A 22,949-nucleotide genomic window follows, 5' to 3' on the forward strand; every position below is an offset into this window, starting at 1 on the left:
AGATAGGTTGCTTTTATCTTAAGGAGGAGTTGTATGGTTGAATATATTCCAAATGAAGACCAAGAATTTCAATCCTTGATGATCGCCATAACCGAATCTGCTTTAGAAAAGATGAAAAAAAGGCAGAGAGCAGCTATAGCAAATACCAAAAAACTTAAAAATAATCAGCGAAAAAAAAAGTGGATTTTCGAAAAAATGATATTTTTTAGATTTTTTTTATAACTCTTTAGAAATGAAATTCATACGATCCAATTGTTATACTTTAAGTAATTAAAAAATTAAATTTATAAATTTGAAAGATAGAAAATCGCACATCTTCATAGACATCACATTATTTGAAATGTAAGTAAAATCTAGATATGAAATATTTGGTTTTTTACATGCTATAGTGATTTTTTGTCAGAGTGCAACAGAATGAATATTTTTATTTCTGGTGTTTTGGATGGCCAAATTCTACCGATAGAAGAATACAAATCGGATAGTTTTACAATTACCAATATAGATACGTTGGAATCTACAGAATATATCCGAAATGTATTTGAGAAGCATCATCTTAAACATATTTTTTGGATACCTGAGAGCCTGGATCGAAAGTATGTATATGAGCGAATTGAAAAATATCTACATGATAAGTAAGGTTGTTAGTTTGATTGGAATCATAATCCGCTAAGTCTTTTGTATTGTAAAAATATATTTGGCTCTATTTTCATAGTAATAACATGATTAGCGCATTATGAGAGTATTAAGATAGTTTTGGATTTGCCAAGATTTTGGTGTAGACGAACTTGCAAGTTATGATGAAGGTGTTTTTAAAAAATTAATTTATAAAATAACAATAAAAAGCCTTACAAAATACTGTAAGGCTTTATTTTTAAGTTAGATTTTTAGCTCGGTGTAGATGTATTGTGATTAGGTTGCACCCCTTTATCGTTTTGATCGGAAGCGGGGGTGGCAGTTGTATCTGGTTGTGGTTTGTTAGGGGTGGTAACTTCGGTATGTTCATTTGCTTGAACTTGCTGGTTTGCTTCATTATCTTTTGTAGCTTTTTTAGAAAAATCTTTAAAATCAGACATTTTAATCTTCTTTACTTCACTGTGGAGAGCCTATACTACGCTTTAAAAGTCGTTACACTACGGTAGTTTTAAGATCTATATGTGTTGATATGTGCTACAGATAAGATTTATCTCGATGAAATATTTCACAAATAAAATCAATTATATATAACTGCTTGAGTCTTATCAGTTAAAGGCCGGATACATGCTCTATAAATTTCAACTAGGTGTACATAAAGCACACATATATATTTTTGTTCAGGAATTCTTTTAAAAATTCTGCAAAATAATAAAAATTGATAGTTAGAAAATTATAGTTTGTATAAATGTACTTCTAGGCATACTATGATTGATTAAACTGGAGCATATTGATGCTAAAAGACATTACAGTTGTTGATTATCAGGGTAGCGAAAGAAGAGCACAGGCATGCTATCTAGAGGAAAATACTGAAATTACACTTTCAAGAAAACGGGTCCAAAGTTCAAAAATTGAATATATTTTGATAAAAGGTGAAATTATTTACCCGACATTAGATTGGGTTTTTAATAGCTCAGATGGTAGTAGCTACTATATAAAATGAAAAGAACCGCTTCGGCGGTTTTTTTTTCATGAATTCATACATTGTTAAAAAAACCTTAATAAACTTGTATATTTTATAAATATGCTTTATCAATGCCAATGAGCATATGCGTTAAGGGACTAAATAAGTGATTAAATATATTCCAGATCTTGATCAGGAAGAAGAGACATTGATTACCGCTAAAGTTGATGCCGCCTTAGAGAGACTTAAAAAAAGGATGAAAGTAAATAGAATTATTTATTTGGATAAAGAATTGAAAATTTCTTTAACATTTAAAGTTGAAAGTCATCTTCGTAGTTAATCAAACTTAACTTATCAAAAGATAGTCTTCTTAATTGTACGGCGTTAATGCCTATCAACTAGCCGAGCGTATGTCGTCCCAAGCAGCCCTGTTAATAATATGTGTTAGCAGGGCTTTTGATTTTCTGTGGTATAAGATTGTATCCACTAATTGCAAGAGGGATATATGTCTGACAACTCAACTAAATGGTTGTGTGTAGGTGGTGTTTTAAGTGGAGAATGGCGCGATCAGCAGAAGGATGCATTTGATGTTGATCCTGATGATTTAGATACTCATAGTTATGAACCAATGAGGCTTAGTAATCCTGCTACCAAACAAGAGCAGTATTTCTTTGTATACACAGAACTGAAAGAAGAAGCATATGAAAGGGCAATAAATTTTGCCTTATACAAAAATCAGTAAGAGTAAGAGAGCACCTAGGTGCTCTTTTTTTATGAGCAAAATTTATGGATAACCAAAAATATTTCCAACTCACCAGAAAGCATCCACCCAAAACCAAACCTAAAATTAGGCCGCTGCCGAAAGCAAAACAAGCCTACTTAGAGGCAGAGGCAACTCTACTTGAAGAATTAAAAGATCATGCAATAGGTTTTGAAAGTAAATTCCAGCCGATCAGCACAAAGCACTGGCGTTTCGATTTCCATATTGTGAAATTGCGATTACTTATCGAAATTGAGGGTGGGCCATGGTCCGGCGGTCGCCTTGGCAAATTGGCATTTAAAGCTTGGAGTATAGACCGGTATTACCAGGTTGAAGAGATGGGATACAAGATTGAGCGGTTTCATCCGGATTCAATTTTATCGGGTTATGTCATCCACTGGATTAAAAGCGAATTGGAGAGTTTAGAGCATGAGCCAGATCAGACCATTTCCACCGACTGACTTGATCGACCAGGCAGACAACGAGGAAGCAATACGCCTTGCACCTGCACCAGATCTTATGCAGTGGGTAGTTGATAATTTCTTAACGATTGGTGGACCACTACACAATCCCGACCATGACCATATTGCTGAGCTCATCCATGACAGTGAAGAATTTTTGGCGTTTGCCTGGGCATCATCAGCATGTGTAGCTAAAAAGCGCATGGTGCTCGGCCAATGCGAAAAGGTGATGTTTAACCAGGGCGGATGGCGTAAAGCCCGACAAGAGCAACAGATGCGAGACTGGTTTGGTTATGTGCCGGTTTATCTCATCACCATTGATGCCAGTTTTTGCGAACAAGCTACGGATCGTGACTTTTGTGCATTGATCGAGCATGAGCTGTATCACATTGGAGTTGAGCGAGATCCGGAAGACGGTGAGCCGATCTATAGCGATATGACTGGGCTTCCGAAACATTATCTTGCTGGCCATGATATTGAAGAGTTTGTGGGTGTTGTAAAACGCTGGGGAGCAAGCGAAGACGTGAAGCGACTCGTTGAAGTAGCGAAGCAAGCGCCGTTTGTAAATGATGTAAATATTTCCAGGTGCTGTGGTACTTGCATTATCAGTTGAGCCGTTTGGCTCATTTTTTTTATCTATTTTGCTTTACGTAGCTTTACGAAGAGGTAGGTATGGCTGCACTTAAAGAGCCTGTTAAAATCTTTATAGTTCAGTCGCTTGCTTGCATGGAAACACCTCAACAGGTAGCGGATGCTGTAAAGCAAGAATTTAATATTGAAATTGAGCGACAACAGGTAGCTCTCTACGATCCAACAAAGGCCACAGGAAAAAATCTAAGTAAGAAACTGAAAGCCTTATTTGAAAAAACACGTGAAGATTTCAGGAACAATGTTTTTGATATTCCACTGGCCAATAAGTCATTTCGTATTAATGAACTGCAAAAAATGTATGACACAACCAAGAACAAGGTCACTAAGCAGAACATCATTAAACAAGTTAAGGATGAAATGCATGGCCATTCAGCGCACTTGCTGGATCTAGAATTGAAACAGCTTGAGATCGAAAAAATCAGGAATGGTGACGGCGAAGGTGCTGACGATCCAACACCAGTAAAAGTAACCATCCAGGTTGTAGATGCGAGTAAAAAAGATGCCGAATATCAATCCGACACTGAATGTACCTCAGGCTAATTTTTTACAGATGGAAAAGAAATTCCGGGCTTTTGTCGCTGGGTTTGGATCGGGGAAGACCTGGGTGGGCTGCTCAAGCTTATGTAATAAAGCCTGGGAGTTTCCTAAGGTTCCTTTAGGTTACTTTGCACCGACATATCCTCAGATCCGAGATATCTTCTTTCCCACAATTGATGAGGTTGCTTTCGACTGGGGACTTAAAACCAAGGTTTATGAAACCAACAAGGAAGTGGATATTTATTATGGTCGCCAATATCGGACCACAATCATATGCCGATCTATGGAAAAGCCGGCAACCATTGTCGGCTTCAAGATTGGCCATGCGCTGATTGATGAGCTCGATGTAATGGCGATGCTGAAGGCACAGCAGTCGTGGCGTAAGATCATTGCACGTATGCGATATAAACAAGCAGGTTTGCTGAATGGTATTGATGTTGCTACCACACCTGAAGGCTTTAAGTTCACTTATGAGCAATTTGTAAAAGAAGCTAATTCAACACCAGCTAAACGGGCACTGTATGGAATGATCCAGGCTTCAACCTATGACAATGAAGCCAATCTGCCAGATGACTATATTTCATCGTTGTACGAGTCTTATCCACCGCAATTGATTTCAGCTTATCTGAAAGGACAATTCGTTAACTTAACCAGTGGTGCTGTATATCCAGACTTTGATCGGGTTCTAAATCATACGGACGAGGAAATTAATCCGAATGAACCTTTACTGATCGGGATGGACTTTAACGTACTGAAGATGGCCGCCGTGGTTTATGTCATTAGAGAAGGTCATCCTCGTGCATTAGATGAACTGGTGGGAGTGAGAGACACACCGACCATGTGTTATCTGATCAAGGAGCGTTTTCCAGAGCATGACATTACGGTGATACCAGATGCCTCAGGTCAAGCGACTTCTTCAAAAGGCTTTAGTGAGTCAGATCATGCAATCCTGAAGAAGAATGGTTTTAAGGTGGAAGTGAACGGCGTTAACCCTGGTATTAAAGACCGAATCAATGCGGTGAATGCCCAGATCCTGAATGCAGAGGGTGAACGTACTTTAAAAGTAAATACCAATAAATGTCCAAACTTCACCGCGACTTTAGAGCAGCAGATTTACGACTCATTCGGAATGCCGGATAAAAGCGCGGGTCTGGATCACGTAGGTGATGCAGGTGGATACCCGCTGGCGAAGCGATTTCCGATCATTATCCAGAAAATATTTAAACGGCGTCGTATTGGCGGTATGTCTTATTAATCAACGCACCTTAAACAGGTGCTTTTTTTATGGTGTTTTTATGGCAGTTACTGATCAACATCCGCAGTATATTGCTGCACAAAAAAGCTGGCAGATGATGCGTGATGCTGTTGCTGGCGAAGAGCAGATTAAGCAAGCCACAACGAAGTATCTCTCCAAATCTGCAGGCATGATCGAAGCAGAGAAGCAGGGAGATACTACAGGCGAGATCTATAAGGCATATGTGAACCGTGCTCAGTATCCATTATGGGTTCAGGATTCATTACGGACCATGATCGGTCTGGTCTCGAAACTTGAGCCTGATATCGTGATTGAGAGTTCTTTGCTTAAGGGGCTGATCAATAATGCGACCAATGACGGTTTTGGGTTAAAGCAGCTATTTATCCGTGTATGTGTTGAACTGCTGGAGTGTGGTCGCTGTGGTTTGCTGGTGGACGTAGATGGGGACGGTATACCTTACTTTGCCATGTATGACGCGCTTTCCATTATCAACTGGAAAGAAAACAGTATTGGTGGACGTAAGGATCTCAAGCTGTTGGTGCTCGAGGAGCAGTTTGATAATAGCGAAGATGAGTTTGGCCACGATACCAAAACCGTGCACCGTGTTTTATCTATGCAAGATGGTGCTTTAACGGTTCGGTTATTTGATGGGGCCTTACCTGAAGATAAAACACCAGATCTAGGTGGTAATCAGCTTTCCTTTACGCCGTTTGTATTCTGCGGTACCACGGATAACTCACCGGATGTTGGCACGGTACCGCTATTAACCATGGCCAAAGCTGCGCTGAAGTACTACCAGTTAAGTGCTGATTATTTCCAGTCATTGCATCACACGGCGCATCCGCAACCATGGATCAGCGGTCTGGATGAAGGAACCGATATCAGCGTGACTGGGGTGATGGCCGTTTGGGATCTACCTAAGGATTCAAGCTGCGGTTATTTAGAGATTTCGGGTGATGGCATCGATATGACCAAGAAGGAAATGGATGCCCAGAAAAACTCAGCACTTGAAGCCGGTGCCAAGGTTATTGATACCAATAGCCAGGAATCTGGTGAAGCCCGCCGTGCACGCCAGGATGATCAGCATGCCAGCTTACACAGTATTGTGATGTGTGCTGCTGAAGCCATCGAGCAAGCTATTAAATATGCGGCTCAGTGGTTAAAGCTGGATCCTTCCAAATACGCATTTACGGTGAAGCCTGAGTTCATTGTTCAGCAATACGACATCAATCTGGCCAAGCAACTTTATGAAGGTGCACTGCAGGGTAAAAACTCATTCAGGACATATTGGGAATATATTGCTACCGGTAAATTGCCGTCACATGATTATCAGGATGAGTTACTTCGTGTTGAAGAAGAGCGGGATAGTTTGCCGTTGTAAGAGGGCTAAATGGCTTCAAATGATCAAAAAAATCTGATTGAGGTACTCACTCAGCACCAAGCTTATTTATATCGAGCATCATCCCAATCGGTGAATGAATTAACCAGGTTATTTAATTCAGAATCATATACGATGCTTTCAAAGCTTCGGGATCTGCTGGATGAGTTGAATGATGCAGAGAAGGTAGCTTTAGCTGCCGGCCAATACACCACAACTAATCTTAAAGAGATCCGAGATCTTATATCTCAGTGGTTTATCAGTTTAAGTACTTCCATTCCTGAAGCATTTGCTGTTTCTGCTACGGCATTGGCTGTATATGAGGCGAATTACACTGCCAGACTATACGGCGGCCAGATCAAGAAGCCTAACGGAAATAAGCTTTATTCTTCAGCCAAGAAAACCCCACTGGTAGGCGGTGCATTGGTTGATGAATTACTTTCCAATATTGCTGTAAATGCTCGGCAGAAAGTTGAGTATGCGATTCGGGACGGGATCAGCAGCGGCAAGACCAATCAGGAAATCATCCAGCGGATCCGTGGTACCAAACGCCAGAATTATGAGGATGGGATTCTAAATACCAGCAAGTCTGACATCGAGCGTACGGTGAGAACTGTACGCAGCCACGTCGCTAATCAGGCTTACCATGAAAGTTTTGTCCAGCTCGGTTTTAAATACGAAAGATTTATTGCGACATTGGATGGGAGAACATCAAAACTCTGCGCTTCATTGGATGGCTCAGTTTGGGAGATCAACGACCCCGCCAGACGTGTACCGCCACTTCATCCAAACTGTAGATCGATTCTTGTGCCAGTTGATAAAGATGGCCTGTTAGTAGGTGAGCGTCCTTTTGTAATGGATGAACGCAAAGTTAAGGATATTCCAAAAGACGAGCGGGATCAGTTGATTGGCCAGATTGATGCGAACACGACTTTCAAAGAGTTTTTTAAGAAAACAGACGATTTCTTTCAAAAGGAATGGTTAGGTCCAAAACGGTACAAGCTCTACAAAGAGGGAAAGTTTGATTTTGACAAGTTCTTTGATCCAGAAGGGCGCATGTATTCTCTGGATGAGCTTCAAGATTTGGATCGAAAAAGCCTGAGTGGGTAAAAGTCTTGCAGCTTAATTCGAAAAAGTAATACTTTAAATATACCTAATAATAAAGAGGGTATATTTAAATGCAAATTGTAAAAACCATTGTTTCTTCAACAAGAAAATTTATTGGATTCCTTCATGTTGAGTTCTGGATTGTAATGATTATTAACTTAATCATTATGGGATTTACGTATTCTATTAAGGGAGTTAAAGGAGTAGAGAATTTAATAAATTCATTAAATGATCAGTATGATGGAGTCGGTATTAGTGCGACCCTTGTTGTTTCATCGATCGGAATTATTTTATGGATACTCTATTACTTCTTTAATTTTAGATATAAACAATCACTAAGAGAGATATCCGAAGGTTGTATAGATCCTTGTATTTCTCTTTTTCGACTAGCTGGAGGGATACTACTGGCGTTTACAACTCTTTATTTATTAGAAGAAGGTTTTGCTTCAATTTTGATCGCCTTTATCTACTACGGTGTATTATCAATTTTCAATTCTGCAGTACTAGTAGCGCTCAAAAAGAAAATGTATACGAAACCTAATAGAGAGTTGAAACAATTAACTCTTTGAATTTTGCAAATCTTTAAAAGCCCTATCAATGATGGGGCTTTTTTTATGCCTTGAGATAAGGCCCAACTTAATCAAACGAGAGGTTTGAACATGTCATTGCCATTTATTGTGGATTCACTGGACCAGATCAAAGAAGAACATCGTGCTTTATATGTTGAGGAGAACGGGAAGTTCCGCCTTGACCTAGAAGGCTATGAAGATCCGAAGGGATTGAAGTCTGCACTACAAAGCGAGCGTGATGCTGCTAAGACTGCCCAACGCGAACTACAACGCCTACAGAAACAGTTTGAAGGTATCGATCCGGAAATTGTGAAAAAGGTGTTTGCTCAACTCGACCAAGACGAAGAAGCCAAGCTCATTGCTGAAGGTAAGGTAAACGAAGTGATTCAGAAGCGTACCGAGAAGATGCGTGAAGAACATGCTCGTTTGCTCAATGCCGAAACAACGCGAGCAAATAATGCTGAAGCTTATGCCAATAAGTTTAAGGATTCAGTAATTCAAGGGCAAATCATTCAAGCAGCTGTAGAGCTTGAGGCACTACCTGAAGCAACTGGTGATATTGCGTTCTTAGCTAAAACTAAATTTGCATTAGATGAAAGCGGCAAAGCGGTTGCTGTTGATGAAAACGGTGAAGTGATTATTGGCAAAGATGGCCAAACACCACAAACCCCAAAAGAGTGGGTTGAATCTCTACGCGAGCAAAAGCCGTACTTCTGGCCAAAAGCAAACGGAACTGGTGCACCAGGTAGTACCAATACCAAAGGTCAGGTCGACATCCTCAAAGCAGATGGCTCGGTGAATCTCACCAAACTTGCGCAATTACGAAATGACAATCCGCAGCTGGCTAAAGAGTTGGCTGCAAAACACGGTATTAAACTTTAATTAAGGAGAAGGCCAAATGGCTGAAACAAAAATTGCTGATGTAATCGTCCCTGAATTATTCACCCCATACGTTTTAAATAAAACTGCAGAGAAATCTGCATTATGGCAATCCGGCATTGTGGGTGTGCCTGACGTGGAGGTGGCATTTGGGACCAAAGGGGGAACCACTGTCAATATTCCTTTCTGGAATGATTTAAGTGGTGAGTCAGAAGTGCTATCAGATTCTAAAGCACTTTCTGTAAACAACATCACATCAGGTCAGGATATTGCAATCCTTCATGCACGTGGTAAGGCATGGGGAGCCAATGACCTGGCTAAAGCTTTATCGGGTGATGACCCATTGGGTGCTGTAGGTGATCTTGTAGCAGATTACTGGGCGCGAGAATTCCAAGGCTTCACTGTAAATACACTTAAAGGTGTATTTAGCGCTGACAGTATGGAAAGTAACGTCCATGACATTTCAGCGGGCGCAGGCGCAGCTGCAGTCATTGATGGGCATTCTTTTGTTGATGCGTCATACAAGCTTGGTGATGCAGTCGATAAGTTAACGGCGATCTCCATGCATTCATTCACTATGGCTGCATTATCTAAACAAGGACTGATTGAAACGGTCCGTGATGCTGACGGCGTATTGCTCTATAAAACTTTTATGGACCGCCGTGTCATTGTTGATGATGGCATGCCAGTAGAAGGTGATGTATTCACCTCATTCCTATTTGGCCAAGGGGCGATCGGCTTCCAGGATATCGGTGCACCGGTTGGCGTGGAAACAGATCGTGATAGCTTGGCCGGTACCGACATTCTGATTAACCGCCGTCACTTTGTATTACATCCACGTGGCATTAAATGGGCAGGTGCAACAGGTATTGCACCGAATAATGCTGGTCTCGCCCAGGGCGCAAACTGGGAGCGTGTATACGATCCTAAACAGATCCGGATCGTGGCATTCAAGCACAAGATCAAATAACGAAAAGGCGGGTAATCCCGCCTTTAGTATTTTTGCCTTTCGGTAATTACAGGAAGGCAACTTTAATAATTATTTGGAGATCCTCACATGGGACTTTCATCATTTAACCGAGCACGGGAACGACAAATGACACAAGAAAAAGTGAATGAACTTGAAGAGCAACTAGCAGGCGTAAAAGGTGAGTTTATTGCATTCAAAAATGATCCTGATGCAATGAAAGCGCGTATTGCTGAGCTGGAAGCCGGTGCAGGTAATAATCAGGAACAGGATATGCCTGTTGATTATTCATCTCTGAAGGTTGACGAAATCAAAGCTGTATTGACCGAAAAAGGCATTTCATTTGACGGCGTTACCCGTAAAGAAGATTTGCTTGCACTTATCCCTCAAGAGCCAAAGGAATAATCCATGAGCTTTATCACTGAACAAGAAGCGATTCAACATGTACAAGGCTTTGATGCTTTATCTGCCAGTGATAAGGCTGATTATTTACAAAAGGCCGAAGCCTATCTAATCGCCCGAAACGTGAAACCTTATGATGATGTGACACAAGTGCCTAAGGCATTAAAAACAGCCTCATACGAGATCATTAAGGGCATTATGAAGGGTGAGCTCTACCAAGGGCAGGAGCAGGCCTTAAAACGTAAAAAGGTTAAGGCCGATACGATGGAGTCAGAAAAGGAATACCAGGATGGATCAGTAAAGCTGAATGCCACTGAGCAATACATTCTGGATCTGATTAAGCCATTCACCAAGCGCTCTTCAGTATTCTTTATCCGGAGAATCTAATGGGCTTACGTGATGAACTGCAGGCAGATATTACCGGGGCATTTAATGAAGATTTGACAGATGCCGTTCTATCCTTTTCGTGTGAGCGGATCATTAAAAAAGATTGGGATCCTCTGACTGAAACGCATAAGACGATTAAAGAGAACTATTCTGGTCGTGGGGTTTTGTTTGGTTCATACAATCAATACGAGATCCAGACGCTTGGTGTCTTGGCCACCGATAAAAAGGCGGTTGTTCTGCAGAATGAAGTAACCATGGTACCGAAAATTGATGATGAGTGGTTTACATCCCTTGGCAATTTTCGAGTCATGCATATTCAACAAGATCCAGCTGAAACAATCTGGAAATGTCAGTTGAGAAAGGTTTGATTACTTGATCTAATATCCTTCTAAATTAGGGGGATATATGATTAAAAAAACTCTAGAAAATAAGATTCAGGATACTATTTTTGGTACCGTAGTCTTTTTTATTATTTATGGAATTATTGGATTCCTACTGGAAACTAACTGGTTAACCAACACAATCGAATTGAAAAGATTTTATGAAATCTTAAAAGATGGCTTAACAATTACGGCTTCTTTTTTGGCGCCGGTCGCTGCTTTTGTTCTTTTTACTGACTGGAGACAAGAGCATGTAGCAAAAATCTTAGATTCAATTGGTAGAAAAATCAAAGTAGATATAAATGATCTTAAAATTCACTTTACAAGGGCGCACTTCTTAAACGCTGTTGAAATCAATAAAAAAACTTATGTCGTTGAGCTCATCAAACATCCAGTTAAGGGCTCTATTCTAGATATGCGTTTAAGTTTGATGAATGACTTATTGGAATTAAAGACCTATTCGCTAGTGAGGAGAAATTTAATTGATAAGCTACAGGACTTTATAAATTTAACAGTTGACTTAGAAAATGTGATTAGAATGTATAAATTTCAAGAAAATGAAATAAAAGAAGCTTATGTAAGGGCAGATTCTAGTCAAATTAAGACTTATAAAGTTGATGAGAAGGCACTAATGGGACTAACTGAATCATATCTCGAATTTACAAATAAATTAGAATGTTGCTCTAGTGAAATAAATGAATTATTGGAAGAACTAATTTTACATTGAAATATTTAAACTATTGCCCACTTCGGTGGGTTTTTTATTGCCTGAAATATAGGAGAACCCATGGTAAATACAAACTATATACCTGAATGGTATATGTCACCATTTCAGCACATGCAATATACGCTGGCCCGCAATCAGCTTCACATGGATCTGTTATTTGATGACATGCAAGAGGCTGATCAATTCCTTTCAATTGATGGCGCTGCAGCTCAAGTTGATTATTACCAGGAAGGGACTTATGCAGTCGTTCAACTTGGCGATACTTCAGGGCGAGATCTCATTGAAGTGTATGGGCTGCTTCTGCATGAAGCGGTGCACGTCTGGCAGCGGGTTAAAACACTTATGGGTGAGCGTGAACCTAGTACTGAATTTGAAGCTTATTCAATTCAAGCGATCGCTCAGGACCTTTTCGAGATGTATCAGGCAAGTGAGGTGAAGGATGGGGTGGAAGGGCAAAAAGCCAACTGAATTCGCCGTGCAGATCGTAAGCGATTCAGAACAAAATATTAAAAATATTGTGATGGATACGGTTCAATCCTTGGTTGTTTCCAGTCCAGTCGACACTGGTGCATATCGTGCTTCACACATTGTTTCTATCGGATCTGCTGATATGGGTGTACGTGAACCTGAGGTAAATGCCAATCAGGATGCTGCAGTCCAGGCAGTTAAAATCAAGCTGGGAAATCTGGTCTATATCCAGAACAATCAGCCTTATGCTGGACGTCTGGAAAATGGCTGGTCAGATCAGGCACCACAGGGCATCTATAGCACCACATTTAACTTTATCACTCAAAAGTACGGTGGCTGACATGGCAATGACATTAGAGCAGGCAAGACAATCCATCATTGCACGTATGCAGGCCTTCACTGGCATCGATCAAGCGCGAATCCAGTATCCGAATGCACCAGAATTTAAAGTGCCTAAAATTGGCCTGTGGTGTCGTTTAACGATAGCGGGAGGATCAAGCTTTATTTCAGGTATAGCTGACAAGCCATGTACGCGACGAACCGGCAATATCATGATTCAATGCTTCGACCGGCTGCATACTGGAGAGAAAGCGATTACTGAGCTCAGTGATGCATTACTGTCTCATTTCGAGTATTTCAATATTGAGCATTTGGAATGTCTGCAGGGGCAAGCCATCAATGCAGGCAAAGATAGCGATTTTATCCAGTACAACGTAACGATCGGCTATAAAGTAAATTGAGCAAAACAGAATAAGATTTATTGAATGGTCGCCTAAGGGCGATTTTTTATTTTAACTACCACCTCATCGGTGGTTTTTTTATGTCTATAGGAATCACTTATGAGCAATTTTGTTTTTAAGCGCGGTGACACCTTTAATTTGGATTTGCAGCTTGTCGATATGAGCGAGGCTCTGCAATTCCCGCCTGATGATGTCCGCCGTGCGATTAACCTGACAGGTTATGTATTTACATCTCAAGTAAAAGAGCTGCATACCGGTGCTGCCGTTGCAACTTTAACCTGTACTGTATTAAATCAGGCTACACAGAAAGGCTGGTTAAAGGTGACGTCTGGGGCAAGTACTTCAGCGTGGCCTCTGGGACTAGTCCAGATGGATCTTAAAGCTGTGGGTGGTGGTGTAACTCAACATTCTGAAACTTTGATGTTTCTGGTAGCTGATGGAGTAACAGCATAATGGCCAATCTTGTTTTTAAGTTCAATTGGGAGCATCGACCTTATCCTTATAATTCCGCACCTGGTAAGTTACAGTTTATGTTGCCTTTTGCCTCAGGTATTCCAAATTTGACACCGGATATTTCCCAAGTCCAAGGTGCGGGAGCAGCAGCAAAAGCAAATATTGGAGCTGATGGTTATAATATTCCTGTTGCCAGAGATACTTTTAAAGCAGCTTACTCCAATGGCGTAGATATTTACTGGTCTGGGAACGGAGCAAATCCACCACCACCCCCATTTGCTGATCTTAACGAGGCACCCACGGGTACCAGATTATTGCTTGCCCGATCAGATGGAGAAATGGCGAACAGACCTATAGGTTTAAAATCCCGTTTGTTTTATGTAGAGACAAAGGGCACATATACAACCAATGCAGGCAAGTTACAACTAGCTTATTCCTATGGATTGGAATCTGATTTTGCATTACGAACAGCTGGTTCAGATGGTAATTACACACCTTGGCGATATGCTGTGACATCACTCTCACCAACCAGTTTAGGTTCGGCGGCATCATATAACGTCGGGGTGAATTCGGGTGATCTAATGGCTGTTGGAGCTTTTGGTTTAGGTACTAATACTCCAGATTATGGTCGGGTGCCTCTCAACATTGCTGAATACAATAATGGCCAGGTAATTCGATGTACTGGTGGAGACTCTACGGGACATGGCGAAGGAGTAGGTGATGCAATTGGTTTACCTGCAGGGACATTTGCCGCTCAGTACTTTACTGTGGGAGTGGCAAATGCACATACCATGATGTACCCGATGAATGTACGCCATAGTTTATATCATGGGACTATGACGGTTAACTCTGGATCAATGAAGGTTAAGCGTTATTTTAAAATTCTGGATGAGAGTAATACGCAAACAGATTCAAATGGTTTTATTAAGGCCGCTTCTCCAGTAGTCAATCTTTATGCTGATCGAATCGAACCAAACGGTGAGGCTGAGGAACAAGAAATTAAGTTCTTCCGGAATGACGTAGGATGTTATCTTTTACAAGGTTCTACAGGCTTTGCAGAACAAGGTTGGTACATCGAGATGCCAAAAGATGCCAAAGGAAATATTCTTGTCAGTGTCGAATATCAGACTTTAGAAAATGGTGATATTTCCATTAAGACCTATAAGAAAAAATTCGATTTTGAATCAGCATCTATTGTTTCTGATCTGGATAATCCGATGGATATTCCAGAAAGTCGGTTTATTAGTATTCGACTTAATAGTTTGCCTGAGCCTGAACTGGAACCGGATGAGCCATTTCCTGAAACACCAGTTGAGTTCCAGCCAACCAATCTGGCTAAGGCAGTGGCTGATGCCATGACAGGAATGGAACCTCCCGAAATCAATGAAGAGCAGACAAACGAATCACTTTAATAGCCCGCCTAAACAGCGGGTTTTTTAATGCCTAAAATTTGGAGAACAATAAATGAGTTCAGGCGCAAAAATCCGATTATATGCTTGTGAAGAGGCAGTGCTCGGTACAACTCCAGCAAATCCGGTCTGGTACACCGTTCGCCGTGTATCCGATGGATTATCAGAAAACGTATCTACAGAACAAAGCAATGAGGTTGTGGATTCACGTTTCCGTCAGGGTGCATCTGTTACTGAAGCTGAGGTGACTGGTCAGCTGGAATTTGAATTATCACTTGGTACCTTTGACTTATTCCTGAGTGTGCTGGCCTTCAATAATTGGGCGGCCAATTCGTTAAGCTTTGGTGGTGGTATCCGTAAATCGCTGACCTTGGTTAAAGTCTATGAAGATGTTGGCCAGGTGTTCATCTATCGTGGTGTACAGGTTAATACCGGTGAAATCACCATTCAAACTACGGGCAAAATCACGGGTAACTTTGGTATGGTTGGTAGCTCATTTACCCGTCAGCAAGTGAATCCAGTAACCAATCCGGTACCGGCTTCAAGTCGCCCAGTAGTCAGCATGCCAAATGTTGAAAAATTACTGATTAATGGCCAGTCGATTCAGGGCAAAGCTTGTCTGCAGTCACTCACCATTAACTTTAATAACAACCTGGAAGCGATCCGCTGTATTGGATCTGGCAAATACACACCAGAGTTTTACTTAGAGAAGATGATGGATATCGGTGTAAACGGTAATTTCATGTTCTCGGCGACATCAGCTGCCTGGATTGATGCAATCAAAACCCGTGATGTGTTCACGCTGGGTTTTGATATCACAGACAACAAAGGCAGCAAGTACTCACTAAACTTTCCGCAGCTTGAAGTGATGGAAGCTAATCATCCTGACGGCGGTGGTGATGACATCATCACAGTAGACATCAACTTTGCCCAGGTACGTACCAGCCCAACCATTGTACGTGCGCTGGTGTAATAAGCGCGTACACAAGTATTCATTTAATTAAAATCAAGCCTATGTAGTGCCATGGGCTTTTTTATTGCTTAAATTTTAGAGGTCGTTATGGCGTTAAAAGTTGGTATTGTACAAAGTTCAGAAGCATCTAAGTGGTGCCAGTTCAAGAACGATAAAGGTGAGGTTCAGGCCGAATTCAAGATCCGTGGAATTGCCTATAAACCGTTTCAGGTGGCGATCGAACGGGCCGGCAATCAGATTACATCCAAAGGCTATGACGTGATGGCCACAGATCCTGCTGACAAGCTTTATCATGAGTTGTTGATGGATGCCTGTGCAGCCCACCTTATTGAAGACTGGAAGGGTGTAGTGTTTGCAGAAGTGGTTGGTGGTAAGACAGTAGAGACTGACATGCCATACACAGCCGAGAATGCTTCCAAGCTATTCAATCTTGGTGACATCGGTGTGGCCATCTGGTTGTTCATTAAAACGGAAGCTCAGAAGATTCAGGAAAATGCCGATAAGGACAAGGCCGTTATCCTGGGAAAGTCATTGAGCTCTACAAATACCAGAAAACGTACGCATCGAAATCGCCGCACGAAATCGAACAAATCAAGTTCTTAGGTGGGCATATTCCTGAACCACCTGAATCATCCTATGCGGCTGAATCGATTCTCTTAGCCTTCAGCACGATTTGCAGATCCAGACGATATGAGCAGGGTATGCCATTATCAATAGACCAGCAGGCCATTAACGTTTATGCCGAGCATAATGATCTGCCTGTTGGTGCACATATCTTTAATGACTGCATCTTTGCGCTGGATGATCTGTTCCTGGAAGACTCCTATAAAAAGGTGAAGGCCCAAAGCGACAGTGGTCGGGCAAAATGATGTTATAAAATAATTACCACCTACGGGTGGTTCTATTAAACATAGTATTTAAGCTTAGCTACATTCCTATCATCATTGAAACAATCGAATTACAACTAAATTAAAAAGGATTACAGTTAATTTGATATAAAAATTAATAATAAATAGGATGATATACTCATGTTAATAAAAATAGATTCCGAAAACTTTATAAACCCGGCACACATCGTTGCCATCTCTACTTTTACATCACCTGATGGAAGGGTGAAAATCACAATTGATACAGTTCCTTCTGCAAGTAGCCATGGTCCATATCACGTGATCACGATTAATGAAGAAGAGGCTGCACGATTTATAAAAGAAATGACAGAAAACTAACGTATTTTATTTTAAAAATGGATTGAAATCATAACTCTACTTTATTTGGATTTGTAATGTTTTCATTTCATCCGATCTGAATCCTCAAAAAATTGGAAATGTGGAAGATATTTAGAGAAAACACTCCGCGTAATTGTATAAGATATGAAGTTGTAGAAGGGATGTAGGGTGTTTTATGTGGTTGTATGTTAGCTTGGTAGATTAATTATACTGAAAAAATAAACTTAAACTGGTGGGCCTATGAGTTTCACACTGTGGTTGCAAGAATTAGATACGGAAATTGAAACTAGAACTGAAATTAGAATTACTGTGGATTCAGAAGTTCAGCCATCTTATATCTCAGAATTTGATGGGGGAATAGTTAAAATTGAATCTAATGGATATTTATCAAATTGTGATGATGCAGATCTTACAGCTGATTTTAGGTTGAAATTACAAATAACGAATAGCGAAAAATATTTAGATATATTTATTCCTACTCTAGAGGAAATAAATGAGAGTACTAAACAATTGCAAGTGGTTGAACGAAAAATTCAGAAAGGAATGAAAGTAAAGGTTTATAGATCAAAGTTAGGTTTTTCATATTTAGCTGAGGTTAAATCTTATTAATTAAAAGAAAGATTTCAAAGTTCTCTCACACATTACCGCCTTAATAGGCGGTTTTTTATTGCCTAAAGGAAAGTAAACATGACGCAAGAATCCCGCTTAGTTATCGTAATTGACTCACAAAATGCTGAACGCAATGCCAAAGCCTTGGCTGATGAAATGTCTAGAATTACTGAGCGTGGCGATTCAGCATCACAGTCAACTAAGGATATGGGTAAACAGTTTTCTGTTACCAATAACATTGTCCAGAACTTTAATACCACGGTAAACAATGCAAACTCATCCGTACAAAAAACGGTTGAAGTCACCAAGCAGGCAACTCAGCAGAACCAAAAGTTTTCACAGGAAATTAAAAATACATCGCAGGAACTGGATAAACAGGAAAAGTCGATTCATTCCTATGGAGCATCGATTAAAGCCTTGGCTGGTTTTATGGTGGGGTTGGTTACTGTAAATGAGGCAATTGCCAGAGCTGATGGTGCGACTCAGATGGCCGCACGTATTCGTAATGCAACAGATAGTGCTGCTGAGTTTGATCTTGTTCAGGAGCGTCTATATACGTCTACAAAAAGCACTTACCGTGCCTTAGGTGAAGCGCAGGAGGTTTATTTAGGCTTGGCTGGTGGGATGAAAGCCTTAGGTTACGCAACCAATGATACCTTGGATGTGTCTGACTCACTTTCCTTTTCATTTACGGCAAATGCAGCACGTGCGGATCAGGCGCAATCTGCAATTGATGCATTTTCAAAATCTATGGCCAAAGGCAAAATTGATGCTGATGCATGGATCTCGATTGTTACCGCTGCAGACAATATTATTGCCGATATGGCCAAAACCACAGGCAAGACAGAAGTACAAATTCGTGAGCTAGGCGCGACTGGCAAAATCTCTTTAGAAGATCTGATCAAGACATTAAAAGCCACCAGAGACTCAAATCAGGAATTAGCGGATGCGATGGAGAATAGTCTGGCTGATGGACTGACCACATTGTCAAACGCCGTGACAAAGCTACTTGGTGAAATCAATCAGAGTACGGGTGCAACCAATACTGCAGCAGCAGGTTTAGGATTGCTCGCCGATAATATTGATATTGTGATGAACGCTGCAATGGCGGGCGGTCTTGCTTATTTAACCAAGACAATTATTGCTAAAACTGTTGCTACTGATACTGGGATTATCTCAACGATCCGCAGTCGTCAGGCATCTGTTGCAAATGCTCAGGCAGAGGTTACGGAAGCAACTGCTACGCTTAACGCGGCAAAAGCGCATCTTGCAAATGTTCAAGCGACCAATGCTGAAGCACAGGCTAAATACGGCGCTACGGCAGCGGCAGCACGTTATGCTCAGGCTCAAGCTGCCGTCACTGCGGCTACGAATGCGCAAACAGCAGCGCAAGGACGTCTTACGGCTGCATCCATCAATGCGGGAAGATTGGCGAGTAGGGCTTTTGCCTTAATTGGTGGACCAATAGGTGCAATTACTTTAGGCGTAGCCGGTTTGACTGCAGCTTACTCTTATTTCAATGGTAAGGCAGAGGAAGCGACGGCAAGGTTAAAAGAGCAAGCTGAGGCTGCAAAGTTAACTAAAGATGAAATCAAGGCACTGGGTGAGGAGCAGCGTAAAGAGAAGCTTGCTGATCTGGCTGCAACGCTGGATGATCAAAACAAGAAGCTGAAGCAACAAGAGCAGGCGGTCGCATCAGCATTAATTGCCATTCAAAACTATGCACTGGGTAATGTAAAAGTTACCGATATTTCAAATAAGGCCCGTCTTGGAACCATTTCATATACTGAAGCGATAGAGCAACTGAAGGATCAGAGAATCCCTTCAGATCTCAGGGATGCATTGCTTAAACAAGTAAGCGCCTATGATGTAGCAGCTGAAACTGCCAACAAAACCAAAAAAACCTATAGTTTGTTTGGGATTGAAGTAACACTTGCAGGTAATAAAGCTGAAAATGCGATCGTTGGTCTTGATAAAAATACCAAGTCATTAACTGAAAATGAAAAGGCTGCTTTGGCTGCAAAAGATGCTCAAAAGAAATATGCCGATTCATTGTTTGATCGTGATTTTGATGCCCAACTATCACAGAGATTACTTGCCAAGAACTACACTCCAGCGCAAGTAAAGGCATTGTTAGATTTGGCAAACTGGGCTCGAAAAAATGGAGTTCAGATTACCACTGAGATGTATCAGGCAGCGTTGAGAGTTCAAGCCATTGAGGAGAAAAATAACCAGGTTATAGAGGCTAAAAATAAGGCATTAAAGGAAACAACAGATGAGTTGTCTAAACAACAGAAAATTCTCTCTGTAAATGCCAAGGTTCAGGCCAATGCAGCAAAGTTTGGTTTTTCCAACATTGAGTCTAAATACAGACTACCTGCAGGAACACTATCTGCGATTCACATGATCGAATCCAGAGGTAACGCCAAAGCATATAACAAAGATACCGGCGCAACGGGAGGTTTCCAGTTCTTATCCGGTACCGCCAAACAATACGGCGTTAAAGATCGAACTGATCTGGCTCAGTCTGCTGAGGGTGCGGGTAAGTATATGTCTTACCTACTCAAACTGTTTAAAGGTGATCTGGAAAAGGCTGTACGTGCTTATCATGCTGGTGAAGGCAACGTTCAGAAGGGTAAAGGTATTGGTAAATATAACAATCAATACTGGAAAGACTTTCAGGGCTATATGGCAGGAATCAATGGATATTCTGCTGGTGATATTTCATCAACAGATTTTTCAAAAATGCTTCAAGATGACGCCAAAATGGCTGAAGAGCAGGCACGTTTACGGATTCAACTGGAGAATGAAGTTGCAGATCAACAAACTAAGATCCGCAATGATCTGACTCAAAAATTAGAGGAGGTTGATAAAGCCAACTTTAGTCCTGAACGTAAAGCGGAGATTGTTGCCGAACTTAAAGCTCGTGCAGACAATGATATTGCGATCGCTCAACAGGCTTTACGTACCAAACTGGATGACTATAAGGAGTTCCAAAAAACTGAAGCTGAGTTGCTTGAAGAAAGTTTTGCCCGTAAAAAGTTCAATGCCGCTCATGACATTGAGTTAAGCAAGGCAGGACAGAAACAGGCTGTTGAATTGCTGGAGCAACAATATCAGCAAGAACTGGGGTTGATGAAACTGGCACAAGAACAGCGCATGTTTCAGGCTAAATTAGCCTTGTTGTCTGAAACTGAAGCTATGCAGGAACGATATCGATTAGAACGGGAGGAAATTTTAAAAAATACCAAGCTGAGTATTGAAGAGCGCCAAAAACTGATTACGTTCTCCAAAGCCAATCAGGAAAAGGAGGTGCATGACAAGATTACCGGTGCTGTTCAGAACTGGGGGAGTATCCAGGCTGATATGAATGGCTATGGTGATTTCTATAGACAGGATCAAGACCGGTTTAGCCGCCTTGGTGCAGCTCAGGATCTGTTTGATAGCAAGTCAGCAGCGGTGGACTATAGCGAGCAGAGCGGTATTGAGGATATCAACTCCAAACTCCAGGCCGGTCTTTTAACACAGCAAGATTTTGAGGATCAGAAAACAGCGATCATGCAAGCCGCTCTTGAGCAACGCAATATCATCTATGATGAATATGCTCAAAATGCCCAAGAGATTGAAGATAAGTACCAACAAGATAGATTGAATGCTCAAATTGCTCTCGGTGGGCAAATGATTGGTTCAGAAACATCGATGTTTGGTTCTATGTTCGGTGAGCAATCCAAGGCCTACAAGATCATGTTTGCTGCAGATAAAGCCTATGCGATCGCAGCAGCCGGTATTGCGATTCAACAGAACATTGCTCAAGCTGCCAAGGTTGGTTTTCCTCAAAACTTGCCATTAATTGCAGGGGCGATTGCTCAAGGTGCAAGCATTATCGGTAATATCCGTGCAATCAAGGACCAAGGCTTCGCTAACGGCGGTTACACGGGCAAAGGTGGTAAATACGAACCTGCTGGTATCGTTCACAGGGATGAGATCGTATGGTCAAAGGATGATATTAAACGCTGGGGTGGTGTCAATTTAGTTGAGAGTATGCGTAAGAGTGCGAACCCTGAAGCATTCCTCAATAACAACGTCTCAGCAGACAATATTATGCGCCGTGCACTGATGAGCTCTAATGCCTTTATGGAAAGCCAGACGAAATCAAACATCTTCAATCAATTTGGAGATGGCCAGATTATCTATAAGGCTAACCAAGCTAAAGAGTCTTCTAAGATCACTACCGGTTCGGATCTGTACCATGACGGAAAAGTGTATTTCTCACCGAATGGTTTAGTTCAGGATCGATCTAATCTTGAGGATGTCTATGACTTCACTCTGGGCAGATCTGCACGGCCACAGGCTGAGGCGCTAGCTTCAGTTCAACCAACTGCACCCACGATCAACTTTAAAATTGAAGTGGTGAATCAGGTGAAAGGTGCAACGGTCGAAGCAGAGCAACTGGATGAGAATACTGTTCGATTGATTGTAAAAGATGAATTGGATAGGACGCTTCCACGCGAGGTGCCAAAACTTGTGAGTGATCAAATCAAGGAACCTAACTCATCAATTAGTAGGGCCATTTCAACCAACACAACAGCACGGCGCAATCGTTAATTAGATACATACGTATAAGTGGCAGCACCTGTTGACAGCACATCACGCTGCCACCTTCTATCACTAGCCAACCAACCATACAATGAACGAGCTGCCTACGGGTGGCTCTTTTTTTATGCGGAAAAACCGACGGATGTATCAGATTCCATAGCAATTTAGAATCATCACAAAAGCAAAAACCCCAGTGGTGGTGCACTGAGGTTTTTTAATACATCTCAATCGAGCAAAGATAAGGAGAAGTATTTCTATGAATAAGCATACAACAAATTCACAGTTAAAGGTAGATGGTAAAATGAGCGAATCTGGTGCAGATTTTGTTGGTAAATTGCAAAGTATAGCGTTAATCATTTTAGCACTTGCTGTATTAGTCGCAGCAGCAGGATATGTAATATGGTTGTTAAAATAAAAGTTC

At 41.3% G+C, this 22,949-nt stretch carries 30 protein-coding genes; 29 read left to right on the forward strand and 1 reads right to left on the reverse strand.

The window, feature by feature from the left end; all coding sequences use genetic code 11:
* Window positions 1-33: 33 nt before the first annotated feature.
* A complete protein-coding gene (locus tag J699_RS13640) occupies window positions 34-222 on the forward strand; it encodes a hypothetical protein (protein ID WP_032882755.1) in 189 nt (62 codons plus the stop codon).
* Between the two features lie 662 nt (window positions 223-884).
* Here the strand turns inward: J699_RS13640 and J699_RS13635 are convergent.
* Complete coding sequence (locus tag J699_RS13635) at window positions 885-1,073, reverse strand: hypothetical protein (RefSeq protein WP_032866638.1); 189 nt, start codon at window positions 1,071-1,073, stop codon at window positions 885-887.
* Between the two features lie 350 nt (window positions 1,074-1,423).
* Here J699_RS13635 and J699_RS0218540 point away from each other — a divergent pair, with 350 nt between their 5' ends.
* From J699_RS0218540 to J699_RS19485, 28 genes are all read left to right on the forward strand, one after another.
* Window positions 1,424-1,633, forward strand: a complete 210-nt coding sequence (locus tag J699_RS0218540; protein ID WP_032866640.1) for a hypothetical protein — start codon at window positions 1,424-1,426, stop codon at window positions 1,631-1,633.
* Window positions 1,634-1,760: 127 nt separating this feature from the next.
* Window positions 1,761-1,934 (forward strand): hypothetical protein, encoded by a 174-nt coding sequence (locus J699_RS19475; RefSeq protein ID WP_165569285.1) that lies wholly within the window; start codon window positions 1,761-1,763, stop codon window positions 1,932-1,934.
* Window positions 1,935-2,099: 165 nt separating this feature from the next.
* The gene (locus J699_RS13630) at window positions 2,100-2,336 is read left to right on the forward strand and encodes a hypothetical protein (RefSeq protein WP_032866642.1); all 237 of its coding nucleotides are present in this window, start codon (window positions 2,100-2,102) and stop codon (window positions 2,334-2,336) included.
* A 44-nt stretch (window positions 2,337-2,380) separates the two neighbouring features.
* Window positions 2,381-2,815: a hypothetical protein gene (locus J699_RS13625; RefSeq protein WP_032866644.1), complete on the forward strand. Its 435-nt coding sequence runs from the start codon at window positions 2,381-2,383 to the stop codon at window positions 2,813-2,815.
* Window positions 2,784-3,428, forward strand: coding sequence for a putative metallopeptidase (locus J699_RS13620; protein WP_032866646.1), 645 nt, complete (start codon window positions 2,784-2,786; stop codon window positions 3,426-3,428). Before J699_RS13625 ends, J699_RS13620 begins: the two co-directional genes overlap by 32 nt.
* 59 nt (window positions 3,429-3,487) lie before the next feature.
* Window positions 3,488-4,006, forward strand: a complete 519-nt coding sequence (locus tag J699_RS13615) for a DUF2280 domain-containing protein (protein ID WP_032866648.1) — start codon at window positions 3,488-3,490, stop codon at window positions 4,004-4,006.
* Entirely contained in the window at window positions 3,966-5,258 is a 1,293-nt protein-coding gene (locus J699_RS0218545; protein WP_032866650.1) for a terminase large subunit domain-containing protein, read from the forward strand. Before J699_RS13615 ends, J699_RS0218545 begins: the two co-directional genes overlap by 41 nt.
* Window positions 5,259-5,298: 40 nt before the next feature.
* Window positions 5,299-6,639 (forward strand): DUF4055 domain-containing protein, encoded by a 1,341-nt coding sequence (locus J699_RS13610; RefSeq protein WP_032866652.1) that lies wholly within the window; start codon window positions 5,299-5,301, stop codon window positions 6,637-6,639.
* A 9-nt stretch (window positions 6,640-6,648) separates the two neighbouring features.
* Window positions 6,649-7,746 (forward strand): minor capsid protein, encoded by a 1,098-nt coding sequence (locus tag J699_RS13605; protein ID WP_032866655.1) that lies wholly within the window; start codon window positions 6,649-6,651, stop codon window positions 7,744-7,746.
* Window positions 7,747-7,814: 68 nt separating this feature from the next.
* Window positions 7,815-8,312 (forward strand): hypothetical protein, encoded by a 498-nt coding sequence (locus tag J699_RS0218550; protein WP_032866658.1) that lies wholly within the window; start codon window positions 7,815-7,817, stop codon window positions 8,310-8,312.
* A 90-nt stretch (window positions 8,313-8,402) separates the two neighbouring features.
* Entirely contained in the window at window positions 8,403-9,194 is a 792-nt protein-coding gene (locus J699_RS13600; protein WP_032866661.1) for a hypothetical protein, read from the forward strand.
* Window positions 9,195-9,210: 16 nt separating this feature from the next.
* Window positions 9,211-10,161: a major capsid protein gene (locus tag J699_RS13595; protein WP_032866663.1), complete on the forward strand. Its 951-nt coding sequence runs from the start codon at window positions 9,211-9,213 to the stop codon at window positions 10,159-10,161.
* Window positions 10,162-10,248: 87 nt separating this feature from the next.
* A complete protein-coding gene (locus J699_RS13590; protein WP_032866665.1) occupies window positions 10,249-10,563 on the forward strand; it encodes a HeH/LEM domain-containing protein in 315 nt (104 codons plus the stop codon).
* A gap of 3 nt (window positions 10,564-10,566) precedes the next feature.
* The gene (locus J699_RS13585; RefSeq protein ID WP_032866667.1) at window positions 10,567-10,947 is read left to right on the forward strand and encodes a hypothetical protein; all 381 of its coding nucleotides are present in this window, start codon (window positions 10,567-10,569) and stop codon (window positions 10,945-10,947) included.
* Complete coding sequence (locus J699_RS13580) at window positions 10,947-11,315, forward strand: hypothetical protein (RefSeq protein WP_032866669.1); 369 nt, start codon at window positions 10,947-10,949, stop codon at window positions 11,313-11,315. The genes J699_RS13585 and J699_RS13580 overlap by 1 nt, the downstream gene beginning before the upstream one ends.
* A 37-nt stretch (window positions 11,316-11,352) precedes the next feature.
* On the forward strand, window positions 11,353-12,054 hold the full coding sequence (locus J699_RS18980; RefSeq protein WP_050441669.1) for a hypothetical protein: 702 nt from the start codon (window positions 11,353-11,355) through the stop codon (window positions 12,052-12,054).
* A gap of 60 nt (window positions 12,055-12,114) precedes the next feature.
* The gene (locus tag J699_RS13575; protein WP_032866671.1) at window positions 12,115-12,522 is read left to right on the forward strand and encodes a hypothetical protein; all 408 of its coding nucleotides are present in this window, start codon (window positions 12,115-12,117) and stop codon (window positions 12,520-12,522) included.
* Window positions 12,494-12,862 carry a hypothetical protein gene (locus J699_RS13570; protein WP_032866674.1) on the forward strand — a complete coding sequence of 123 codons (369 nt, stop codon included), beginning with the start codon at window positions 12,494-12,496 and terminating at the stop codon, window positions 12,860-12,862. The genes J699_RS13575 and J699_RS13570 overlap by 29 nt, the downstream gene beginning before the upstream one ends.
* Before the next feature lies 1 nt (window position 12,863).
* Window positions 12,864-13,262 (forward strand): hypothetical protein, encoded by a 399-nt coding sequence (locus J699_RS13565; RefSeq protein WP_032866677.1) that lies wholly within the window; start codon window positions 12,864-12,866, stop codon window positions 13,260-13,262.
* A 99-nt stretch (window positions 13,263-13,361) separates the two neighbouring features.
* Window positions 13,362-13,715 carry a hypothetical protein gene (locus J699_RS13560; RefSeq protein ID WP_032866680.1) on the forward strand — a complete coding sequence of 118 codons (354 nt, stop codon included), beginning with the start codon at window positions 13,362-13,364 and terminating at the stop codon, window positions 13,713-13,715.
* Window positions 13,715-15,127: a hypothetical protein gene (locus tag J699_RS19750; RefSeq protein ID WP_032866683.1), complete on the forward strand. Its 1,413-nt coding sequence runs from the start codon at window positions 13,715-13,717 to the stop codon at window positions 15,125-15,127. Before J699_RS13560 ends, J699_RS19750 begins: the two co-directional genes overlap by 1 nt.
* A gap of 52 nt (window positions 15,128-15,179) precedes the next feature.
* The gene (locus J699_RS13550) at window positions 15,180-16,097 is read left to right on the forward strand and encodes a phage tail tube protein (protein ID WP_032866686.1); all 918 of its coding nucleotides are present in this window, start codon (window positions 15,180-15,182) and stop codon (window positions 16,095-16,097) included.
* Between the two features lie 87 nt (window positions 16,098-16,184).
* Window positions 16,185-16,700, forward strand: coding sequence for a hypothetical protein (locus J699_RS13545; protein WP_032866688.1), 516 nt, complete (start codon window positions 16,185-16,187; stop codon window positions 16,698-16,700).
* A 98-nt stretch (window positions 16,701-16,798) separates the two neighbouring features.
* Window positions 16,799-16,966 (forward strand): hypothetical protein, encoded by a 168-nt coding sequence (locus tag J699_RS19480; protein ID WP_165569286.1) that lies wholly within the window; start codon window positions 16,799-16,801, stop codon window positions 16,964-16,966.
* Window positions 16,967-17,125: 159 nt separating this feature from the next.
* Window positions 17,126-17,323, forward strand: coding sequence for a hypothetical protein (locus J699_RS0218560; protein ID WP_032866691.1), 198 nt, complete (start codon window positions 17,126-17,128; stop codon window positions 17,321-17,323).
* A 240-nt stretch (window positions 17,324-17,563) separates the two neighbouring features.
* The gene (locus J699_RS13540; RefSeq protein WP_227556471.1) at window positions 17,564-17,932 is read left to right on the forward strand and encodes a hypothetical protein; all 369 of its coding nucleotides are present in this window, start codon (window positions 17,564-17,566) and stop codon (window positions 17,930-17,932) included.
* A gap of 78 nt (window positions 17,933-18,010) precedes the next feature.
* The gene (locus J699_RS13535) at window positions 18,011-22,537 is read left to right on the forward strand and encodes a tape measure protein (protein WP_032882756.1); all 4,527 of its coding nucleotides are present in this window, start codon (window positions 18,011-18,013) and stop codon (window positions 22,535-22,537) included.
* A 247-nt stretch (window positions 22,538-22,784) separates the two neighbouring features.
* Window positions 22,785-22,943, forward strand: a complete 159-nt coding sequence (locus J699_RS19485; protein ID WP_165569287.1) for a hypothetical protein — start codon at window positions 22,785-22,787, stop codon at window positions 22,941-22,943.
* Window positions 22,944-22,949 lie beyond the last annotated feature (6 nt).

This window comes from Acinetobacter sp. 1000160 (assembly GCF_000588715.1).
Taxonomy (GTDB): domain Bacteria; phylum Pseudomonadota; class Gammaproteobacteria; order Pseudomonadales; family Moraxellaceae; genus Acinetobacter; species Acinetobacter courvalinii.